This window comes from Achromobacter pulmonis, assembly GCF_002885955.2.
Lineage (GTDB): Bacteria > Pseudomonadota > Gammaproteobacteria > Burkholderiales > Burkholderiaceae_B > Achromobacter > Achromobacter pulmonis_A.
In genome coordinates, this window is record NZ_POQS01000006.1 from 76,072 (window position 1) to 91,827 (window position 15,756).

The 15,756-nt window shown below is 64.9% G+C and carries 15 protein-coding genes; 4 read left to right on the forward strand and 11 right to left on the reverse strand.

What is annotated here, in order from left to right; translation table 11 throughout:
* Positions 1-11: 11 nt before the first annotated feature.
* From trbJ to C1I89_RS21890, 10 genes are all read right to left on the reverse strand, one after another.
* Positions 12-737 (reverse strand): P-type conjugative transfer protein TrbJ, encoded by a 726-nt coding sequence (gene trbJ, locus C1I89_RS21845; protein WP_028240148.1) that lies wholly within the window; start codon positions 735-737, stop codon positions 12-14.
* A complete protein-coding gene (gene trbE, locus C1I89_RS21850) occupies positions 734-3,187 on the reverse strand; it encodes a conjugal transfer protein TrbE (protein ID WP_028240149.1) in 2,454 nt (817 codons plus the stop codon). The genes trbJ and trbE overlap by 4 nt, the downstream gene beginning before the upstream one ends.
* A 15-nt stretch (positions 3,188-3,202) precedes the next feature.
* Entirely contained in the window at positions 3,203-3,475 is a 273-nt protein-coding gene (locus tag C1I89_RS21855) for a VirB3 family type IV secretion system protein (RefSeq protein WP_023083647.1), read from the reverse strand.
* Positions 3,472-3,855, reverse strand: coding sequence for a TrbC/VirB2 family protein (locus C1I89_RS21860; protein WP_003103996.1), 384 nt, complete (start codon positions 3,853-3,855; stop codon positions 3,472-3,474). Before C1I89_RS21860 ends, C1I89_RS21855 begins: the two co-directional genes overlap by 4 nt.
* A complete protein-coding gene (trbB, locus tag C1I89_RS21865) occupies positions 3,852-4,904 on the reverse strand; it encodes a P-type conjugative transfer ATPase TrbB (RefSeq protein ID WP_028240150.1) in 1,053 nt (350 codons plus the stop codon). Before trbB ends, C1I89_RS21860 begins: the two co-directional genes overlap by 4 nt.
* Complete coding sequence (locus tag C1I89_RS21870) at positions 4,901-5,365, reverse strand: ribbon-helix-helix protein, CopG family (RefSeq protein ID WP_028240151.1); 465 nt, start codon at positions 5,363-5,365, stop codon at positions 4,901-4,903. Before C1I89_RS21870 ends, trbB begins: the two co-directional genes overlap by 4 nt.
* Positions 5,362-7,362: a conjugal transfer protein TraG gene (locus tag C1I89_RS21875; protein ID WP_028240152.1), complete on the reverse strand. Its 2,001-nt coding sequence runs from the start codon at positions 7,360-7,362 to the stop codon at positions 5,362-5,364. Before C1I89_RS21875 ends, C1I89_RS21870 begins: the two co-directional genes overlap by 4 nt.
* Before the next feature lie 236 nt (positions 7,363-7,598).
* Positions 7,599-7,877 (reverse strand): EexN family lipoprotein, encoded by a 279-nt coding sequence (locus C1I89_RS21880; protein ID WP_028240153.1) that lies wholly within the window; start codon positions 7,875-7,877, stop codon positions 7,599-7,601.
* Positions 7,874-8,818, reverse strand: coding sequence for a LysR family transcriptional regulator (locus C1I89_RS21885; protein WP_017677032.1), 945 nt, complete (start codon positions 8,816-8,818; stop codon positions 7,874-7,876). The genes C1I89_RS21880 and C1I89_RS21885 overlap by 4 nt, the downstream gene beginning before the upstream one ends.
* A gap of 67 nt (positions 8,819-8,885) precedes the next feature.
* The gene (locus C1I89_RS21890) at positions 8,886-9,737 is read right to left on the reverse strand and encodes an MFS transporter (protein ID WP_051231742.1); all 852 of its coding nucleotides are present in this window, start codon (positions 9,735-9,737) and stop codon (positions 8,886-8,888) included.
* 65 nt (positions 9,738-9,802) lie between these two features.
* Here C1I89_RS21890 and C1I89_RS21895 point away from each other — a divergent pair, with 65 nt between their 5' ends.
* From C1I89_RS21895 to C1I89_RS21910, 4 genes are all read left to right on the forward strand, one after another.
* Positions 9,803-10,744, forward strand: a complete 942-nt coding sequence (locus C1I89_RS21895) for a chromate resistance protein ChrB domain-containing protein (RefSeq protein WP_028240154.1) — start codon at positions 9,803-9,805, stop codon at positions 10,742-10,744.
* Between the two features lie 20 nt (positions 10,745-10,764).
* Positions 10,765-12,111, forward strand: a complete 1,347-nt coding sequence (chrA, locus tag C1I89_RS21900; protein WP_028240155.1) for a chromate efflux transporter — start codon at positions 10,765-10,767, stop codon at positions 12,109-12,111.
* A gap of 11 nt (positions 12,112-12,122) precedes the next feature.
* Entirely contained in the window at positions 12,123-12,722 is a 600-nt protein-coding gene (locus C1I89_RS21905; protein ID WP_028240156.1) for a superoxide dismutase, read from the forward strand.
* 61 nt (positions 12,723-12,783) lie between these two features.
* Positions 12,784-13,233 carry a chromate resistance protein ChrB domain-containing protein gene (locus tag C1I89_RS21910; protein WP_017677027.1) on the forward strand — a complete coding sequence of 150 codons (450 nt, stop codon included), beginning with the start codon at positions 12,784-12,786 and terminating at the stop codon, positions 13,231-13,233.
* A 234-nt stretch (positions 13,234-13,467) separates the two neighbouring features.
* Here the strand turns inward: C1I89_RS21910 and C1I89_RS21915 are convergent, their stop codons facing one another.
* The gene (locus tag C1I89_RS21915) at positions 13,468-15,453 is read right to left on the reverse strand and encodes a relaxase/mobilization nuclease domain-containing protein (RefSeq protein ID WP_028240157.1); all 1,986 of its coding nucleotides are present in this window, start codon (positions 15,451-15,453) and stop codon (positions 13,468-13,470) included.
* Between the last annotated feature and the right edge of the window lie 303 nt (positions 15,454-15,756).

Sequence of the window (15,756 nt, forward strand, 5' to 3'; positions counted from 1 at the left end):
GGCGGCCTCCGTCAGTTGCCGTAGAAGTCCACGCGCTGCGGCGTGTACGGCGTGCCTTCACCCAGGAAGCGCCGCCGCACCTCGCGGGCGCGTTCGGTGGCCGCCGCCTGCCGCGCCAGCTCCAGCGAGGCGGCCCGGTCTTGCGTGATCTGGAGCCGCTGCGACTGGATCGACTGCTTGGCCTGCAAAGCCAGCAACTGGTTCATGGCCTGCATCGCCTGCAACGCGCCTTCGGCCGACTGGCTCTTGCCCACGAGGTCGGCCAGCACGCTTTCGTCTTCGCCCAGGTTCTGCGATACCTGCGCTTGCATCTGCATGGTGGTCTGCAAGCCGTGGAGCGTGTTCCTCCAACGCTCCTGCGCGTCGCGGTACATCTGGTCGCCGCTGACGGTGGCGGCGTACTGCTCGGGATACAGGCGCGCGAACTCCCGATCCAGATTCGTCACGTCGTAGGCCAGGCCGCGCGCCTGGGCGATTAGCCGCTCGGTCGTCGCCAAATTGGCGCGCAACTGGTTCACCACGCTGGACGGCAGGCTGGCGAGGTTGCGCGCCTGGTTCATCAACATCTGCGCTTCGTTCTGAAGCTGCTGGATCTGGTTGTTGATCTGTTGCAACGTGCGGATCGCGGTCAGCGTGTTCTGCACGAGGTTCGTGGGATCGACCACGACCCATTGCGCATGGGCGGTGGCGGTGCAAAGCATGGCCGCGATGGCGGCGGCGATAAGGCGCTTATTCATGGCAGGTTCTCCAGAGGTTGGTCAGCGAGGGAACCCGGCGCGAGGCCGGGGAACGAGGGCAGCAGGTCGGCCGCCCAATCGAGGCCGCGATGGCGCAGCCAGGCGCCCGCGAAGCCGGGCACGCCGGCGTCCAGCAGCACGCGGTCTATGTCGCGCTGGTCTTGCGGCGTGGAAGCGCCCGCAAACGCCAGAGCCGCCGGCCCCAGGTCGAGTTCGAACAGGCGGTTGCCGAGGCGGGATTGGTAGTAGTAGTCGCGCTTGGGCTGCGCGGTGGCGACGATCTCGATCTGCCGCCTGTTGAGGCCGAAGCCCTCGTAGATCGTGCGAATCTGCGGCTCGGTGGCCTGCGGGTTGGGCAAGAAAATCCGACTCGCGCAGCTCTCGATGATCGCGGGCGCGATGCTCGAATCCTTGATGTCGGCGAGGCTCTGCGTGGCGAAGATGACGCTGACGTTCTTCTTGCGCAGTGTCTTGAGCCACTGGCGGATACGCGCGGCAAACACCGGGTCATCGAGGAACAGCCACGCTTCATCAAGGATCAGCAGCGTGGGCGCCCCGTCGAAGCGTTCATCGAAACGCGCAAAGAGGTAATGCAGCACGGCCATGACGGCGGCCTTGCTGTGCATCAGCTCCTCCATCTCGAAGCACTGCACGTCGGCCATGCCCAGCCGGTCGTGGTCGGCGTCCAGCAGCTTGCCGTGGGCGCCACCCAGCACATAGGGCGACAGCGCTTGTCGCAGCGTGTTCGATTGCAGCAGCACGGAAAGTCCCGTCATCGTGCGCTGCTCCACCGGCGCACCGGCGAGACTTCCCAGCGCCGACCAGATAGCCGCCTTCTCGTCGGGGCCGATCGCCACGCCTTCGTGCAGCAAGCGGCCTTCGATCCATTCGGCGGCCCAGGTGCGGTAGCCCTCACGGTCGATGCGCGCGAGTGGCTGGAAGGCGATTTCGCCATCCGTGCCCAGGTCGTAGTGTTCGCCGCCCAGGCCGAGGATGGCGGCCCGCATGGAGCGGCCCATGTCGAAGGCGAAGATGCGCGAGCCGCGATAGCGGCGAAATTGCATCGCCAGCGTGGCGAGCAAGACCGACTTGCCCATGCCGGTCGGCCCCGCGACCAGCGTATGGCCCACGTCGCCGATGTGCGTCACCAGCCGGAACGGCGTGGCGCCGTCGGTGCGTGTCACGATCAGCGGGGGGCCGTCGAGGTGTTCGTTCTTCTCCGGCCCGGCCCATACCGCCGACACCGGCATCATGTGCGCCAGATTCAGCGTCGAGACGATGGGCTGGCGCACGTTGGCGTAAGCATTGCCGGGGAGCGAGGACAGCCAGGCATCCACGGCATTGAGCGTTTCAGGGATGGTGACGAAGCCCCGACCCTGGATGACGCGCTCCACCATGCGCAGCTTCTCGTCTGCGACGGCGGCGTCCTCGTCCATGACGGTGACGGTCGCCGTCAGATAGCCGAAGGCGACTTGATCGCTGCCCAACTCCTGCAAGGCGGCGTCGGCATCGGCGGCCTTGTTGTTGGCGTCGGTATCGACCAGCGGGCTTTCCTGCTGGAAGATCGTTTCGCGCAGCAGCGCGATGACGTTCTTGCGCTTGGCGAACCACTGGCGGCGCAGGCGGGAAAGTTCTTTTTCCGCCTCGGCTTTGTCGAGGCAGAGAAAGCGCGTGCTCCAGCGGTACGCAAAACCGAGGCGGTTGAGGTCGTCCAGAATCCCCGGCCAGGTCGAGGTCGGGAAGCCCCGCACCGACACCAGCCGCAGGTGCTGATCGCCTAGCATGGGCGCCAGGCCGCCGATCAGTGCGGAATCGGTGAGCAGCGCGTCGATGTGGAACGGCACTTCGGGCACGCCGACGCGGTAGCGCCGCGTCGAGATGGTCGCGTGCAGGTAGGTCAGCGTCTGCGCGTCATCGAGCCAGTCAATTTCCGGCATCACGCCGTCGAGCAGGTCAAAGACGCGATCCGTTTCCGCGACGAAGGCTTGCAGCCGCTCGCGCCAGTCCACGCCATTTGTCGGCGTGTTCTCGTAGAGCATCTTGGCTGCACGAGCACGGGATTCCTCCGGCGGCAGGTACACCAGCGTCAGGTGATAGCCGCTCTCGAAGTGATGGCCGGATTCCTCAAACGCGGCCCGGCGTTCTTCCTCCACCAGCCACGAAAGCGGCTCGGGAAACTCCGAGCGCGGATAGTCGGCGGCCGCATGGCGCTCGGCTTCGATGAATAGCGCCCAGCCCGATCCCATGCGGCGCAGCGCGTTGTTCAGTCGCGCCGACGTGGCGATCAGTTCGCCTTGCGTCGCGCTGTCGAGGTCAGGCCCGCGAAACCGGGCCGTGCGCTGGAAACTGCCGTCCTTGTTCAAGACGACGCCCGGCGCGACCAGTCCGGCCCAGGGCAGCCAGTCGGCCAGCAAGGCCGGGCGCTGGCGGTATTCGGCGAGATTCAGCATCGCGGCGTCCTCCCCTCAAACATCCAGCAGCGGCTTGTGTTTGATGTGGCGGGCGAACACGGCCATGAACTGCGGATCAAGGCGCGCGCCCCAGACCGCCAGCGAATGGCCGACGATCCAGAGCACCACGCCCGGTATCCACAATTGCAGGCCCAGCCCGACAGCGGCGGCCAGCGTGCCGTTGGCGATCGCCACGGTGCGCGGCGCACCGCCCAGCAGAATCGGCTCGGTCAGCGAGCGATGCAGCGGCACCTCGAAGCCGGCGGCGAAGGTGTCCGGGGCACTCATACGACGGCCCCGCCGGAGAAGCTGAAGAACGACAGGAAGAAGCTCGAAGCGGCGAACGCGATGGACAGGCCGAAGACGATCTGGATCAGCTTGCGGAATCCGCCCGACGTATCGCCGAAGGCGAGCGCGAGGCCCGTGGCGATGATGATGATGACGGCCACGATGCGCGCCACCGGCCCCTGGATGGATTCGAGGATGGATTGCAGCGGGCCTTCCCACGGCATCGAGGAACCGGCGGCCTGCGCGGTTCCGGCCAGGAACAACAGCAGCGCGGCCAGCAGCAGCCCTTGTCCCGCAGGACGGGCCAGGCAGCGCAGCCGCGCAAGACGCAAAGCCGGATTTGCAGAAAAACGGAAAGCAGGAATGGTCATCTGCGTCATGGCAGTTCTCCAAGTGAGTCAGGGGGTGGGGAAGTCGCCGCAGCGGGTGCGGCATCGGGAAGTGGCTGAAGCTCGGGAAACGGCGTTTCCAGCGCGTCCGCCAGTTGGTAGCCCACTGCGTCGAAGCCGACGACACGGGCGATGCTCTCGATGCGGCGCTTGCGCCCGCGTCCGGCGATGTGGATCACCACGTTGACCGCCTCGGCGATCAGCGCACGGGGCGGATTCACCGCCACTTCGAGAATCAGTTGCTCCAGGCGCAGCAGCGCGCCGAGCGCGGAGCCGGCATGGATCGTGGCGATGCCGCCGGGGTGGCCCGTGCCCCATACCTTGATGAGATCCAGCGCCTCGGCGCCGCGCACTTCGCCAACGACGACGCGATCAGGCCGCAGGCGCATGGACGAGCGAACCAGCTCGGTCATCGACACCACGCCTGCGCGCGTGCGCAGGGGAACGTGGTCACGGGCCGCGCATTGCAGCTCCACCGTGTCTTCGAGCACCAGCACGCGGTCGCCCGTGGCGGCAATCTCGGCCAGCAGCGCATTGGCCAGGGTCGTCTTGCCGCTGCTGGTAGCGCCGGCGATCAAGACGTTCTGCCGCTCGCGCACGGCGCGAACGAGAAAGCCCGCTTGCGCGCTGGTCATCATCCCGTCGATGACGTACCGCTCCAGCGGAATGACGCCGATGGCGCGCTTGCGCAGCGCGAAGGCTGGCCCCGGCGCGGCAGGCGGCAAGATGCCCTCGAAGCGTTCTCCCGTTTCCGGCAACTCGGCCGACAGCAGCGGTTGGCCGCGATGCACCTCCGCTCCGACATGGGCTGCCACGAGGCGGATGATTCGCTCACCGTCCGCTTCGGACAGTTCCACGCCCATCGGCGCCCGACCACTGGAAAGCCGATCCACCCAGAGGGTGCGATCGGGATTCAGCATCACCTCCACCACGTCCGGGTCTTCGAGTGCCGCGGCGATCAGCGGCCCCATCGCCGTGCGCAGCATCTGGAAGCGGCGGTCGAGCGACGTGGCGCTCATGGACTGCGGAACGGCGCTCATGACGCACGCTCCTGCGCTTGCGCGGCTGCCGCCGCGTCTTCCATCCGCATCGGGTCGGGATGCAGTTCTTCCACCACGTCGCGCACCAGGCTGCGCCCGCGCAGCAGGTGCCGGCCCAACTGTTCAACGAACTGCTCGAAGCGCGCTTTGCCTTGGGCGCGGGCGGCCTCTTGGTGTGCCTCGGGGACTGGCGTGCTGACCGTGAGGTAGTAGCGAATGAACAGCGCCAGCGTCTCGATCTGGATGTTCTGGTCGCGCTCCAGGCGTTCGGTTTGGCGCGACAGGCGATCCAACCGCTTGGCGATGGCCGCCTCGCGCTGGTCGGCGGCATCGGGCGACAGCCAGGACGCCAAGGCAGCGGCGACGATGGACGACTTGGACACGCCTTTCATGGCGGCCAGCTCGTCCAGGCGCTTGGCGTGCTCTGGCTGGATGAATAGGTTGAGGCGGTAGTGGCTCATAGCTCGATTCCGTCGTTGGGGTCGAGGGAAGCCAGCCGCGCCGTGCGCTGCATGACCGGGTCAAGCTGGCGAGGAAGGGGAAGCGGCAGGTCGTCGTCGTCATCGAGCAGCGCGAGGTCGGCAGTCGGCACGGCCAGCTCGGGGGCGTAGGTGACGGTTTCGGAGAGTTCGGGTTGGCGGCGCGGGCCGCCGTCATCCGTGGAACCCAGGCCATCGGCGGATGCCGTGGCCGGTGCGGCGGGCACGGCGGGAACCGCCAACCCGCTCCAGTCGTCGGGCCGCGATGGCGGCGCGTCTGCGTACTGCCCGCCCGCCAGTACGGGCGGCGACAGCACGCGACGCTTGAAATTGCCGTCCGCGTAGTAGCGCAGCTTCTTCGCCTTGATTGGCGCGACGCTGGACACCATCACCACCGCCTCGTCGGGCGGAAGCTGCATCACTTCGCCCGGCGTCAGCAGCGGGCGCGCGGTTTCCTGGCGCGACACCATCAGGTGGCCCAGCCACGGCGCGAGCCGATGGCCCGCGTAGTTGCGCTGGGCGCGCAGCTCGGTGGCCGTGCCCAGCGTCTCGGAGATCCGTTTGGCGGTGCGCTCGTCGTTCGTGGCGAACGTCACGCGCACATGGCAGTTGTCGAGGATGGAGTGGTTTTGCCCATACGCCTTGTCGATCTGGTTGAGCGACTGCGCGATGAGGAAGCTGCGGATGCCGTAGCCCGCCATGAAGGCCAGCGCCGTCTCGAAGAAGTCCAGGCGCCCCAGCGCAGGGAACTCATCGAGCATCAGCAGCAGCTTGTGGCGGCGCTCGATGCCATCGGAGCCATCGAGCGATTCGGTGAGGCGCCGTCCGATCTGGTTGAGGATCAGGCGAATGAGCGGCTTCGTCCGCGAAATGTCCGAAGGCGGCACCACGAGGTACAGCGATACCGGATGCTCGACCGCGATCAGGTCGGCGATGCGCCAATCGCAGCGCGAGGTGACTTCGGCCACCGTCGGGTCGCGGTACAGGCCGAGGAACGACATGGCGGTGCTCAACACGCCGGAACGCTCGTTGTCCGACTTGTTGAGCACTTCGCGCGCCGCCGAAGCGACGACAGGATGCGGCCCATCGCCCAGGTGGGGCGTGGTCATCATCCGGTGCAAGGTCAGCTCGAACGGGCTGGCCGGGTCGGAGAGGAAGTTGGCGACGCCGCGCAGCGTCTTGTCTTCGCCGGCGTAGAGCACATGCAAGATCGCACCGACCAACAGCGCGTGGCTGGTTTTCTCCCAATGGTTCCGGCGCTCCAATGCACCTTCGGGATCGACCAAAATGTCTGCGATGTTCTGAACGTCGCGCACCTCATGCGCGCCTCGCCGCACCTCCAGCAGCGGGTTGTAGGCCGCCGACTTCGCATCGGTCGGGTTGAACAGCAGGCAATGCGAGAAACGCGAGCGCCAGCCTGCGGTGATCTGCCAGTTCTCGCCTTTGATGTCGTGGATGACGGCGGATGCGGGCCAGGAAAGCAGCGTCGGCACCACGAGGCCAACGCCCTTGCCCGAGCGCGTAGGCGCGAAGGTCAGGACGTGTTCCGGGCCTTCATGCCGCAGGTACTGGCGGTCGTGCTGGCCGAGGAACACGCCGGCCGGTTGCGTGAGGCCCGCCTTGCGAATGTCCTGCGCGCTAGCCCAGCGCGCAGAGCCGTAGGTGGTAACGAGGCGAGCTTGGCGCGAGCGCCAGACCGACATGGCGATGGCAACGCCCACGGCGACCATGCCGCTGGTGCCGGCGATGGTGCCGCCGGTGTCGAATACTTCCGGTGCATAGGCCCCGAAGAAGAACCACCACTCAAACAGTTTCCAAGGGTGGTAGATCGACGTGCCAAGGAAGTCGAACCAGGGCGAGCCAAGGCGTACTTGATAGCCAAGGGCGGCTGCTGTCCATTGTGTGGCGCCCCACACGCCGGCGATCACGATGCCGAATACGACGGCGATCTGACCGAACAGCACGTTCGTCCCTTGCATGACCTGGCCTCCGATTTCTCCTGAGCTGATTCCTCATGGAAAGAGCGGCACAAAGGCGTGCCGCAGGCGTCAGGATCGGTGCCGGGTCAGTGCCGGTCAAAGACCGTTTTCAGCAGAAAGGTCGAGCAAAAAGACAGAATGAGTGTGACGGCGAGCCAAAGAAAAACGCCGCAAGCGAAGGCGCATTGCGGCGTGTCGAACAGAAAAATGAAGGCGATGCGGCGAATCGCCAACGATCAGAACTTGGGCGGTTCCTTCGGCGGCGTGTACGGCGTTTCGACGTCGCCATAGAACCGCTTGCGTGTGGCCTCGGCCACTCGGTTGCACAGCAAGTCGCCGAGCTTGGGGCGATCGGTCTTGCATTGCTGGCGCAACTCTTTGAGCCGTTCGGGGTTGGCCGCCAGTTCTTCCACTGTCGGGATATTCGCTTCCGACGTGTTGGCCTTCTGAGGCGTCTCGGACTGGCCGCAGGCAGTCAATGCGGCCACCAACAAGAATGGGACGGTCTTCTTCATGGCGGAGGCTCCTCTAGGAAATCGGAATGACGACCCGCCTTGGGCCTTGCGGGTTCCGGTGACTCGATGGCCTGCACGCGCTCAACGAACCGCGCCAGCACCTCGGACGGCTCGCCGTCGGGGTACAGCAGGTAGGTTGTCAGCGGCGGCACGCGCAATGCCAGCGGCCGGGCCACCACGCCTGAATCGGGATTGGCGGCAATGCGCGCGGCGCCAGTAAACCCAAGCGCGAGGCCGGCCGATACCAAGGCCATCATCAGATCGCACGTAGCGACACGCTCTGCGACCAGCGGCTCAATGTCGGCTCGGCGCAGCACCCGATCGACGAATTTGGCATGGCCTTCGCACACTTGTGGATCGCACAGAACCAGCGGATAGCGCAGCAGTTCCTCCAGAGGGATGCGCTTGTGTGCCAGCAGCGGATGCCGCGCTGGCACCGTCACGATGAGCGTGTCATTCCAGGCCGGCATGGTGGCGATGCCATCGCCCACGTCATCGGACTGTGCAAACCCCACGTCGTACATATCTTCATGCAGCCCCTTGATCTGCTGAGACAATGGCACCTCGAAGAATCGCAGTTCAACCTCGGGTTCTTCTTGGCGGCACAACGCCAGCAAAGCTGGCAGGCGCGATGGCGTGATGCCATCGGACAAGGCCACACGCAACTGCCCATGAAAGCCATTCGCCGCTGCTTTCACACTGTCGCGCGCTTGTTCCAAGGCGGAGAACACGCGGCGCACATGCACTATGAAGAGTTTGCCAGCACGAGTCAGCCGCGTACTGCGTGTGGTACGGGCGAGTAACACAACGCCCAATTCTTCTTCCAACTCCTTGATGGCTCGGGACAGGGGCGATTGCTCGATGTGCAGCTTCTCTGCGGCACGTGCGAAGTGAAGTTCCTCCGCTACAGCGAGAAAATATCTCAGGTGTCTCAATTCCATCGAATACTCACTCCCTGCGAACCAAGAAAGAAGCCGCTCCTTAACCATTGCCGGAACCTCGACTTGTTCATCCGGGCCAGCGCCGATGCAGCGTGTCGATGACAAACGGATGTGCGTGCGGCGCTACGCCATACGACCGAAGATGCGCATGGTCATCTGGAAGATCGCCATGCTCATGCACAAGAACTGATTGGTCGTCTCGCGGCCAGCTCCGAACTGCGGCAAGCATCCCAACGACCGCAAGGCAACTCAGAGCAGCCAAGGCAACGCCAAGACCGAACTTGAGGCCGACCCAGCCTGCCAATGGGTACGCCAGCAGCCAACAGATATGCGAGAAGGAGAATTGCGCGGCGAACACCGCTGGTAGATCCTCCTCGTGTGCCGACCGCCGTATCAAGCGCCCTCCAGGCGTCACCAATCCGGCATAGGCAACGCCCAACACGCCCCATGCCGGCAGCAGCAACGCCCAATCTCGCCAAGATGGCAATGCGATCCAGGCGGCAGCAGTGGCCAGCAGCGCAAGCACCATCATCGTCGCGGCGGACAACATCACGCAGCGATCAGAGATTCGGTCAAGCACCTTGGGCAATAGCAGCGCGGCCAACGTGGAACCGCCTCCGAAGGTCGCAAGCGCCAGTGCAACCTGCTGTTCGCTGCCATCCAAGAAGTTCCGAACGATCACGATGGTGTTGACGAACACCATCGCCCCACCGGCCGCCGCGCAAAGATGCAATGCCAGCAGACCGCGCAACCGTGGCGTTTGGAGGTAGATGCGTGTTCCGCGAAGGAGTCTTTCGCCGAATCCACCGTTGCGCCTACTAGCGACGACGACTGCCGGAAGCGCCGCCGCCTTAATCAGTCCGGCCGAGAACAGAAAGCCGAAAGCCGTACCTACTAAGCCAGCAAGGTGGATGCTCATGTGACCCTCCGCCTCAGAAAAAAATGTTGTAGAGTATTATTCTACATTGAGATAATATCTACAACATGAAGATGATCACCCTGATTCTGTCTTTGCCCACCGAGAACGCCACAGCCCGGCAACGGGTCTGGCGTGCCCTCAAGGCATCCGGCGCCGCCGTCCTGCGCGACGGTGTCTACCTGATGCCGGAACACGAAGATTGCCGCACCACCCTGGAAGGGCTGGCGGCCGAAGTGCGCGAGGGAGGAGGGAGCGCCCATGTGCTGCACATCGAGGAGCCGGAGGGAGAGAGCTTCGTCGCCCTGTTCGATCGCGGCGCTGAATTCACCGCCCTGTCAGCCGAAGTGGCACAGGTGCGGGAAACGCTGACCCCCGAGACCGTTCAAGACGCGCTCAAGCAAGTGCGCAAGCTGCGCAGGGCCTTCACCAATCTAATCGAAATCGACTTCTTCCCCGGCGAAGCGCAACGGCAGACGGATGCCGCCCTGTGTGAACTGGAACTGGCCTGTGCGCGGGCCTTGTCCCCGGACGAACCGCAGGCGATGAACGGCGTGATTGAGCGCCTGGGCCTGTCCGACTATCAGGGCCGTACCTGGGCGACGCGGCGCCGGCCCTGGGTGGACCGGCTGGCCAGCGCCTGGCTAATCCGCCGTTTCATCGACCCGCAGGCGCGGATTCTGTGGCTGGACAGTCCTGACGACTGCCCGCCCGACGCGCTGGGCTTCGATTTCGATGGTGCCACCTTCAGCCACATCGGTGGTCGCGTCACCTTCGAGGTGCTGGCTGTGAGTTTCGGGCTGGAACAGGCTGCCATCGCACGGCTTGGCCTACTGGTGCATTACCTCGATGTCGGTGGCATCCAGCCGCCCGAGGCGGTCGGCATCGAGAGCGTACTCGCCGGGCTGCGCGAAACCCTTACCCAAGACGATTCGCTGCTGGCCGCCGCATCTGCTGTCTTCGACGGCTTGCTCGCCAGCTTTGACAACAAAGGAGCAACCATAACGTGACAAATAACGTGACAGAAAGTTTGACGGAGGACGTTGTAGTGGCGGCTCCGCCGCCGGTCGGTTTTTGGGAGGCTTTTCGTCTCTGGCTAAAACTCGGTTTCATCGGCTTCGGCGGCCCCGCCGGACAGATCGCCCTCATGCACCGGGAACTGGTCGAACAGCGCCGCTGGATCAGTGAACGCCGTTTCCTGCACGCGCTCAACTACTGCATGCTGCTGCCGGGTCCGGAAGGGCAGCAGTTGGCCACCTACATGGGCTGGCTCATGCACCGTACCTGGGGAGGCATTGTGGCGGGCACCCTGTTTCTGCTGCCGGGGCTGGGCTTCCTGATCCTGTTGTCGTGGCTCTACATCGCCTACGGCGACACGGCCCTGGTGGCGGGACTGTTCTACGGCATCAAGCCCGCCATCACGGCGGTCGTGGTGCAGGCCGTGCATCGCATCGGCTCGCGGGCACTCAAGAACAGCGTGATGTGGGCCATTGCCGCCGCCGCTTTCGTGGCCATCTTCGCGCTGAACGTGCCCTTCCCCTACATCGTTGCCGGCGCCGCACTGACCGGCTACATCGGCGGGCGCATTGCACCGCACAGGTTCAAGACGGGTGGTGGTCATGCCGCAGCGGACAAGTCCTACGGCCCGGCACTGATTGATGACGACACACCAACGCCCGAACATGCCCGATTCCGCTGGTCCGGCCTGTTGCGCGTGGCCGTCGCCGGCTTTCTCCTGTGGTTGATTCCCATGGCGCTGCTCACGGCAGGCTACGGCTGGGATCACAGCCTGACGCAGATGGGATGGTTCTTCACCAAGGCGGCCCTGCTGACCTTCGGCGGCGCCTATGCGGTACTGCCCTACATCTACCAAGGCGCGGTTGGCCATTACGCCTGGCTCACCCCGACGCAGATGATTGACGGCCTGGCCCTCGGCGAAGCGAATCCGGGGCCACTGATCATGGTGGTGGCTTTCGTCGCCTTCGTGGGCGCCTATGTGCAGGCGCTGTTCGGTCCCGACCTTCTGTTCGTCGCCGGTGCCGTCGCGGCGGCGCTGGTGACCTGGTTCACCTTCCTGCCTTCCTTCATTTTTATTCTCGCCGGCGGACCGCTCGTCGAATCGACCCACGGCAATCTTCGCTTCACGGCGCCCTTGACCGCCATCACCGCAGCCGTCGTCGGTGTGATCCTGAACCTGGCCGTGTTCTTCGCCTATCACGTGCTATGGCCCGAGGGCCTGGCCGGGCGCTTCGACTGGATATCGGCGCTGATGGCGCTGGGAGCGGCTGTAGCCCTGTTCCGCTTCAAGCGCAGCGTCATCCAAGTCATTGCCGCCAGCGCTGTCGTGGGCCTGGTGTTGAAAACCCTGATTCTGTGAGGAACGAAGCCATGTCACTTGAAATACGCGCCTTGCCAATTGATCCAACCAGTCTCAGGGGTCTATCGGAACGACTGATTGTCAGCCACCATGAAAACAACTATTCAGGCGCGGTCAAAAGACTCAATGCCATTCGCAGAAAGCTCGCAGAACTTGATTACTTGAATGAGGCTGGATTTCTGATCAATGGCCTCAAGCGAGAAGAACTGGTGGCCTACAACTCGATGGTGCTGCATGAAGTGTACTTTGCGGCGCTGGGCGGTGATGGCCAGTTGCCGCCCGGCGACTTACGGGACGCCATTGAGCGCGACTTCGGAAGTCTGGCTCGCTGGCAAACCGAGTTCTCTGCAATGGGCAAAGCATTGGCGGGGGGTTCTGGCTGGGTGCTGTTGGTCTGGTCACCGCGTGATGGTCGGCTCAGCAATCAATGGGGATCTGATCACTGTCACGCCATGGCAGGGGGAACGCCCATACTGGCCCTGGATATGTATGAACACGCCTACCACATCGACTACGGCGCGAAGGCAGCAGCCTATGTAGATGCATTTATGGAAAATATCCTGTGGGATGAAGTGGCCAACCGATATATCCAGTGCGCCCGGACAGCCTGATCAGCATCTGCGCTTTGATGAAGGGTTCGATCAAGTCAGCCGAGTCACGAAGGAGGCAATGATGAAGTGGATTACACGTGAACGTCCCAAAATCGACCGTATCGCTTGTCCCTGGCTAATTCTGCGCTTCATCGACCATGATGCCGAGTTCCTTTACGTACCCGCATCAGAGGTTCTAGCCATTGCAGAGAAAACGGGTGCGATACCCTATGACATCCCAGGAGTAGAGTTTAGCCACGTCGGGGAGCAATGCAGCTTCGATGCCTTCTTGGCAAAGTACCAGCTAACCGAACCAGCACTCGTGCAGTTGGCCAACATCGTGCGCGGTGCCGACACTTCACGCCTCGAACTCACACCACAATCGGCGGGCCTCTACGCGATCTCGCTCGGCCTATCGCGCATGTTCGTGGACGACCACGAGATGCTGCGCCACGGCCTGGTGATGTATGACGCCCTCTATGCTTGGAACCGAGAGGGTCAAGACGAAACCCATAACTGGCCGCCTGCCTGAATGAACCCAAGCCCTTGGGATCAACAACCCCCAGGCGGCCTGGCAACACATTGAATCAGGAAGTGCCCTTTCGAATAGGCTGGCACTCCACTTCCGATGTCAGCTAGCAACGCACGACGTTCGTGAGGCTGCGATAGGAATATTCTGCGTATGCCAGACAGATTTCTATAACCAAGCTCTTTATGACAAGACCTGCGGTTTCATGTTGACGCTGGATGGATCTATATCAGGAGATCAGCCAACGGCAGGCCCACGCTGCCGTCCTATCTCCCAGGACACCCCGCCGCCGCGCACCGTAGCGGCAAGCTGCTGGCCCAGCCGCTGCTCGACCACCGGCCGCCACGGCACCAGACTGAACCCCTTGCCGTCATCGAGCATGGCGTAGCGCCCGCTGGCGAGCATGACGCTGCGCCGGTAGATACCGGCCACGCGCTGACCGTCACCCGCAGGCCGATATTCCAGGCCGGTTTCGGCCGCAATGTCCCTGGCGGCCTGCGCCAGCTCCCGATTGCGCAGCGTGCCCAGCAGATTGCGCGCCAGGATCACGCGCTGCCCACGCCGCTCTGCCAGCCCCTGTTCGGCCAGGAAGTCGGCACGGTGCTGCATCGCCTGTTTGGCCTCGCTGCCAAAACCCAGGTCACCCAGCCCCGACCCGCCACCGATCAACTGCTGGTCGAGCCAAGTGGCACCGATCACGCGGGCCTGCCGCTCGATGGGCAGGTGCGATTTCAGTTCCACCGCCACGCCGCCCAGGCGCTGCGCGTCATAGCGGCGGCCCTGTTCGGCCAGGTCGTTCGGCACCTTCCATAGCCCCTCGGCCACGCGCTCCACGATGCCGGCGCGGCGCAGGGCTTCCAGCCGGCGGACGTGGGCCGCGACGACTTCGTGCGAATCGCGGCCCGGCACGGCCTGACCCTGCGCGACGGCCAGGTGGTGGTCAGTGCGGTACAGGCCATCGCTCGCCAGCGCGGCGATGTTCTTGTCGGCCGCGCGCACGTCGGCCGACCCCTTCACCTCCACCACGGCGCCAGTCGGGTAGTTCGCCAGCTCGTCGCGGGCATTGAGCGCGACGTAGTGGGCCTTGCCGTCCACGCCGTCGATGACCAGATAGCCCCGGTCGCGCAGCTCGTCGGCCAGTCCCTTCGCGGCCACGCGGCCGAGGATGGTTCGGCCCTCGTCGCCCGGCTCGAACACCGCCAGTTCGCGCGGCTCGCCGCGCATCGCCCGCTGCATGGTGCGGATGATGTCGCCACGTTCGCCCAGGGCGCGCAGGGTCTTTTCCGCGTCGGCATGGACGGCCCAGGTGCCCGGCTGCATCTCGTCGGCCAGGCCCAGGCGCTGCAAGCGTTGCAGCCGGCCGATCAGCAGCAGGCGCTGGCGTTGCAGCCCAGGTTCGTTGAACCGTTCGATCTGCACCCGACCATCCTCGCCGGCCTCTCGTTGCAGGGTACGGTCGAGGCTCGTCCACCGTTCCTGCTCCACCTCGCGTTGCAAGGTCTGCTGGATCTCCAGCTCGGTGCGCGGCCCCAGCCATTCGGTCGCCAGTTCGGCGGCGCGATGGCGGAAGCCATCGGCGATGTAGTCGCCCGCGATGATGAGGTCTTTGCCGGTGTCGTCGCGTCCGCGCACGACGATGTGCGTGTGCGGGTTGTCGGTGTTCCAGTGGTTGACGGCTACCCAATCGAGGCCCATGCCCAGGTCGGCCTCCATGCGGCCCATGAGGTGCCGCGTGTAGGTGCGCAGGTCTTCCAGCTCGGCGCCGTCCTCGGGCGAGAGGATGAAGCGGAAGTGATGCCGGTCGTCGGCGCAGCGTTCCTTGAAGGCGTCGAGGTCGGCGGCATCGGTCTGCGGCCCGTAGGCTTGGCCCGGCTCGCCATCGCGGCCTACGCCATCGCGCTCGATGTAGCGCAGGTGCTTGGCGAGCGACTGCGGGCTGGCCTGGCGCTGGTTGACCAGCAGCGTCTTGATGGTCACGCGCCGCGACATGGGCGTCAGCTTCGCCCCGGCGAAGCGCGCCGCCGTGTGGCCGCGACCCAGGCGCGAGCCGGGCCGCTGGCCCGTGCCCCTCCCGGAGCCGCCGGCAGCACCAGGACGACGCACCGACGACTTGCCGCTGCTGGCCTTGCCTGCCTGCTTGAGCACCTTGGAGACGAAGCCCTGGCCCCGGTTCTTCGGGGCGCTGGGGCGGATGCGGAAATCATCGTCGCGGCGGTCGGTCATGGCTGCGCCCCCTGCAAGCTCTGGCGTGTCCGGTCGTGCGAAGCACGCGGACACGCCCGCATCGGCGCGGGCTTCGCGCCCCACGCGGCACGGCGGCGAAGCCGCTCCGTGCCGCGCAACCCCCATGTGCAGACTGGCTTTCGACGCGGCCCGGTGCCGCGTCCTTTTGTCTTGCCTTCCGCCTTTGCCCCTCGCTGTCGCTCCGGGCGTCGGCGGCCCGGCGGCGCTGCGCTGCTTGCAGCCAGCCCGCCGGCGAACGCGCCAATGGCCGCAGGCCGGGCGCGTTCGAGGCAAGACACCTGC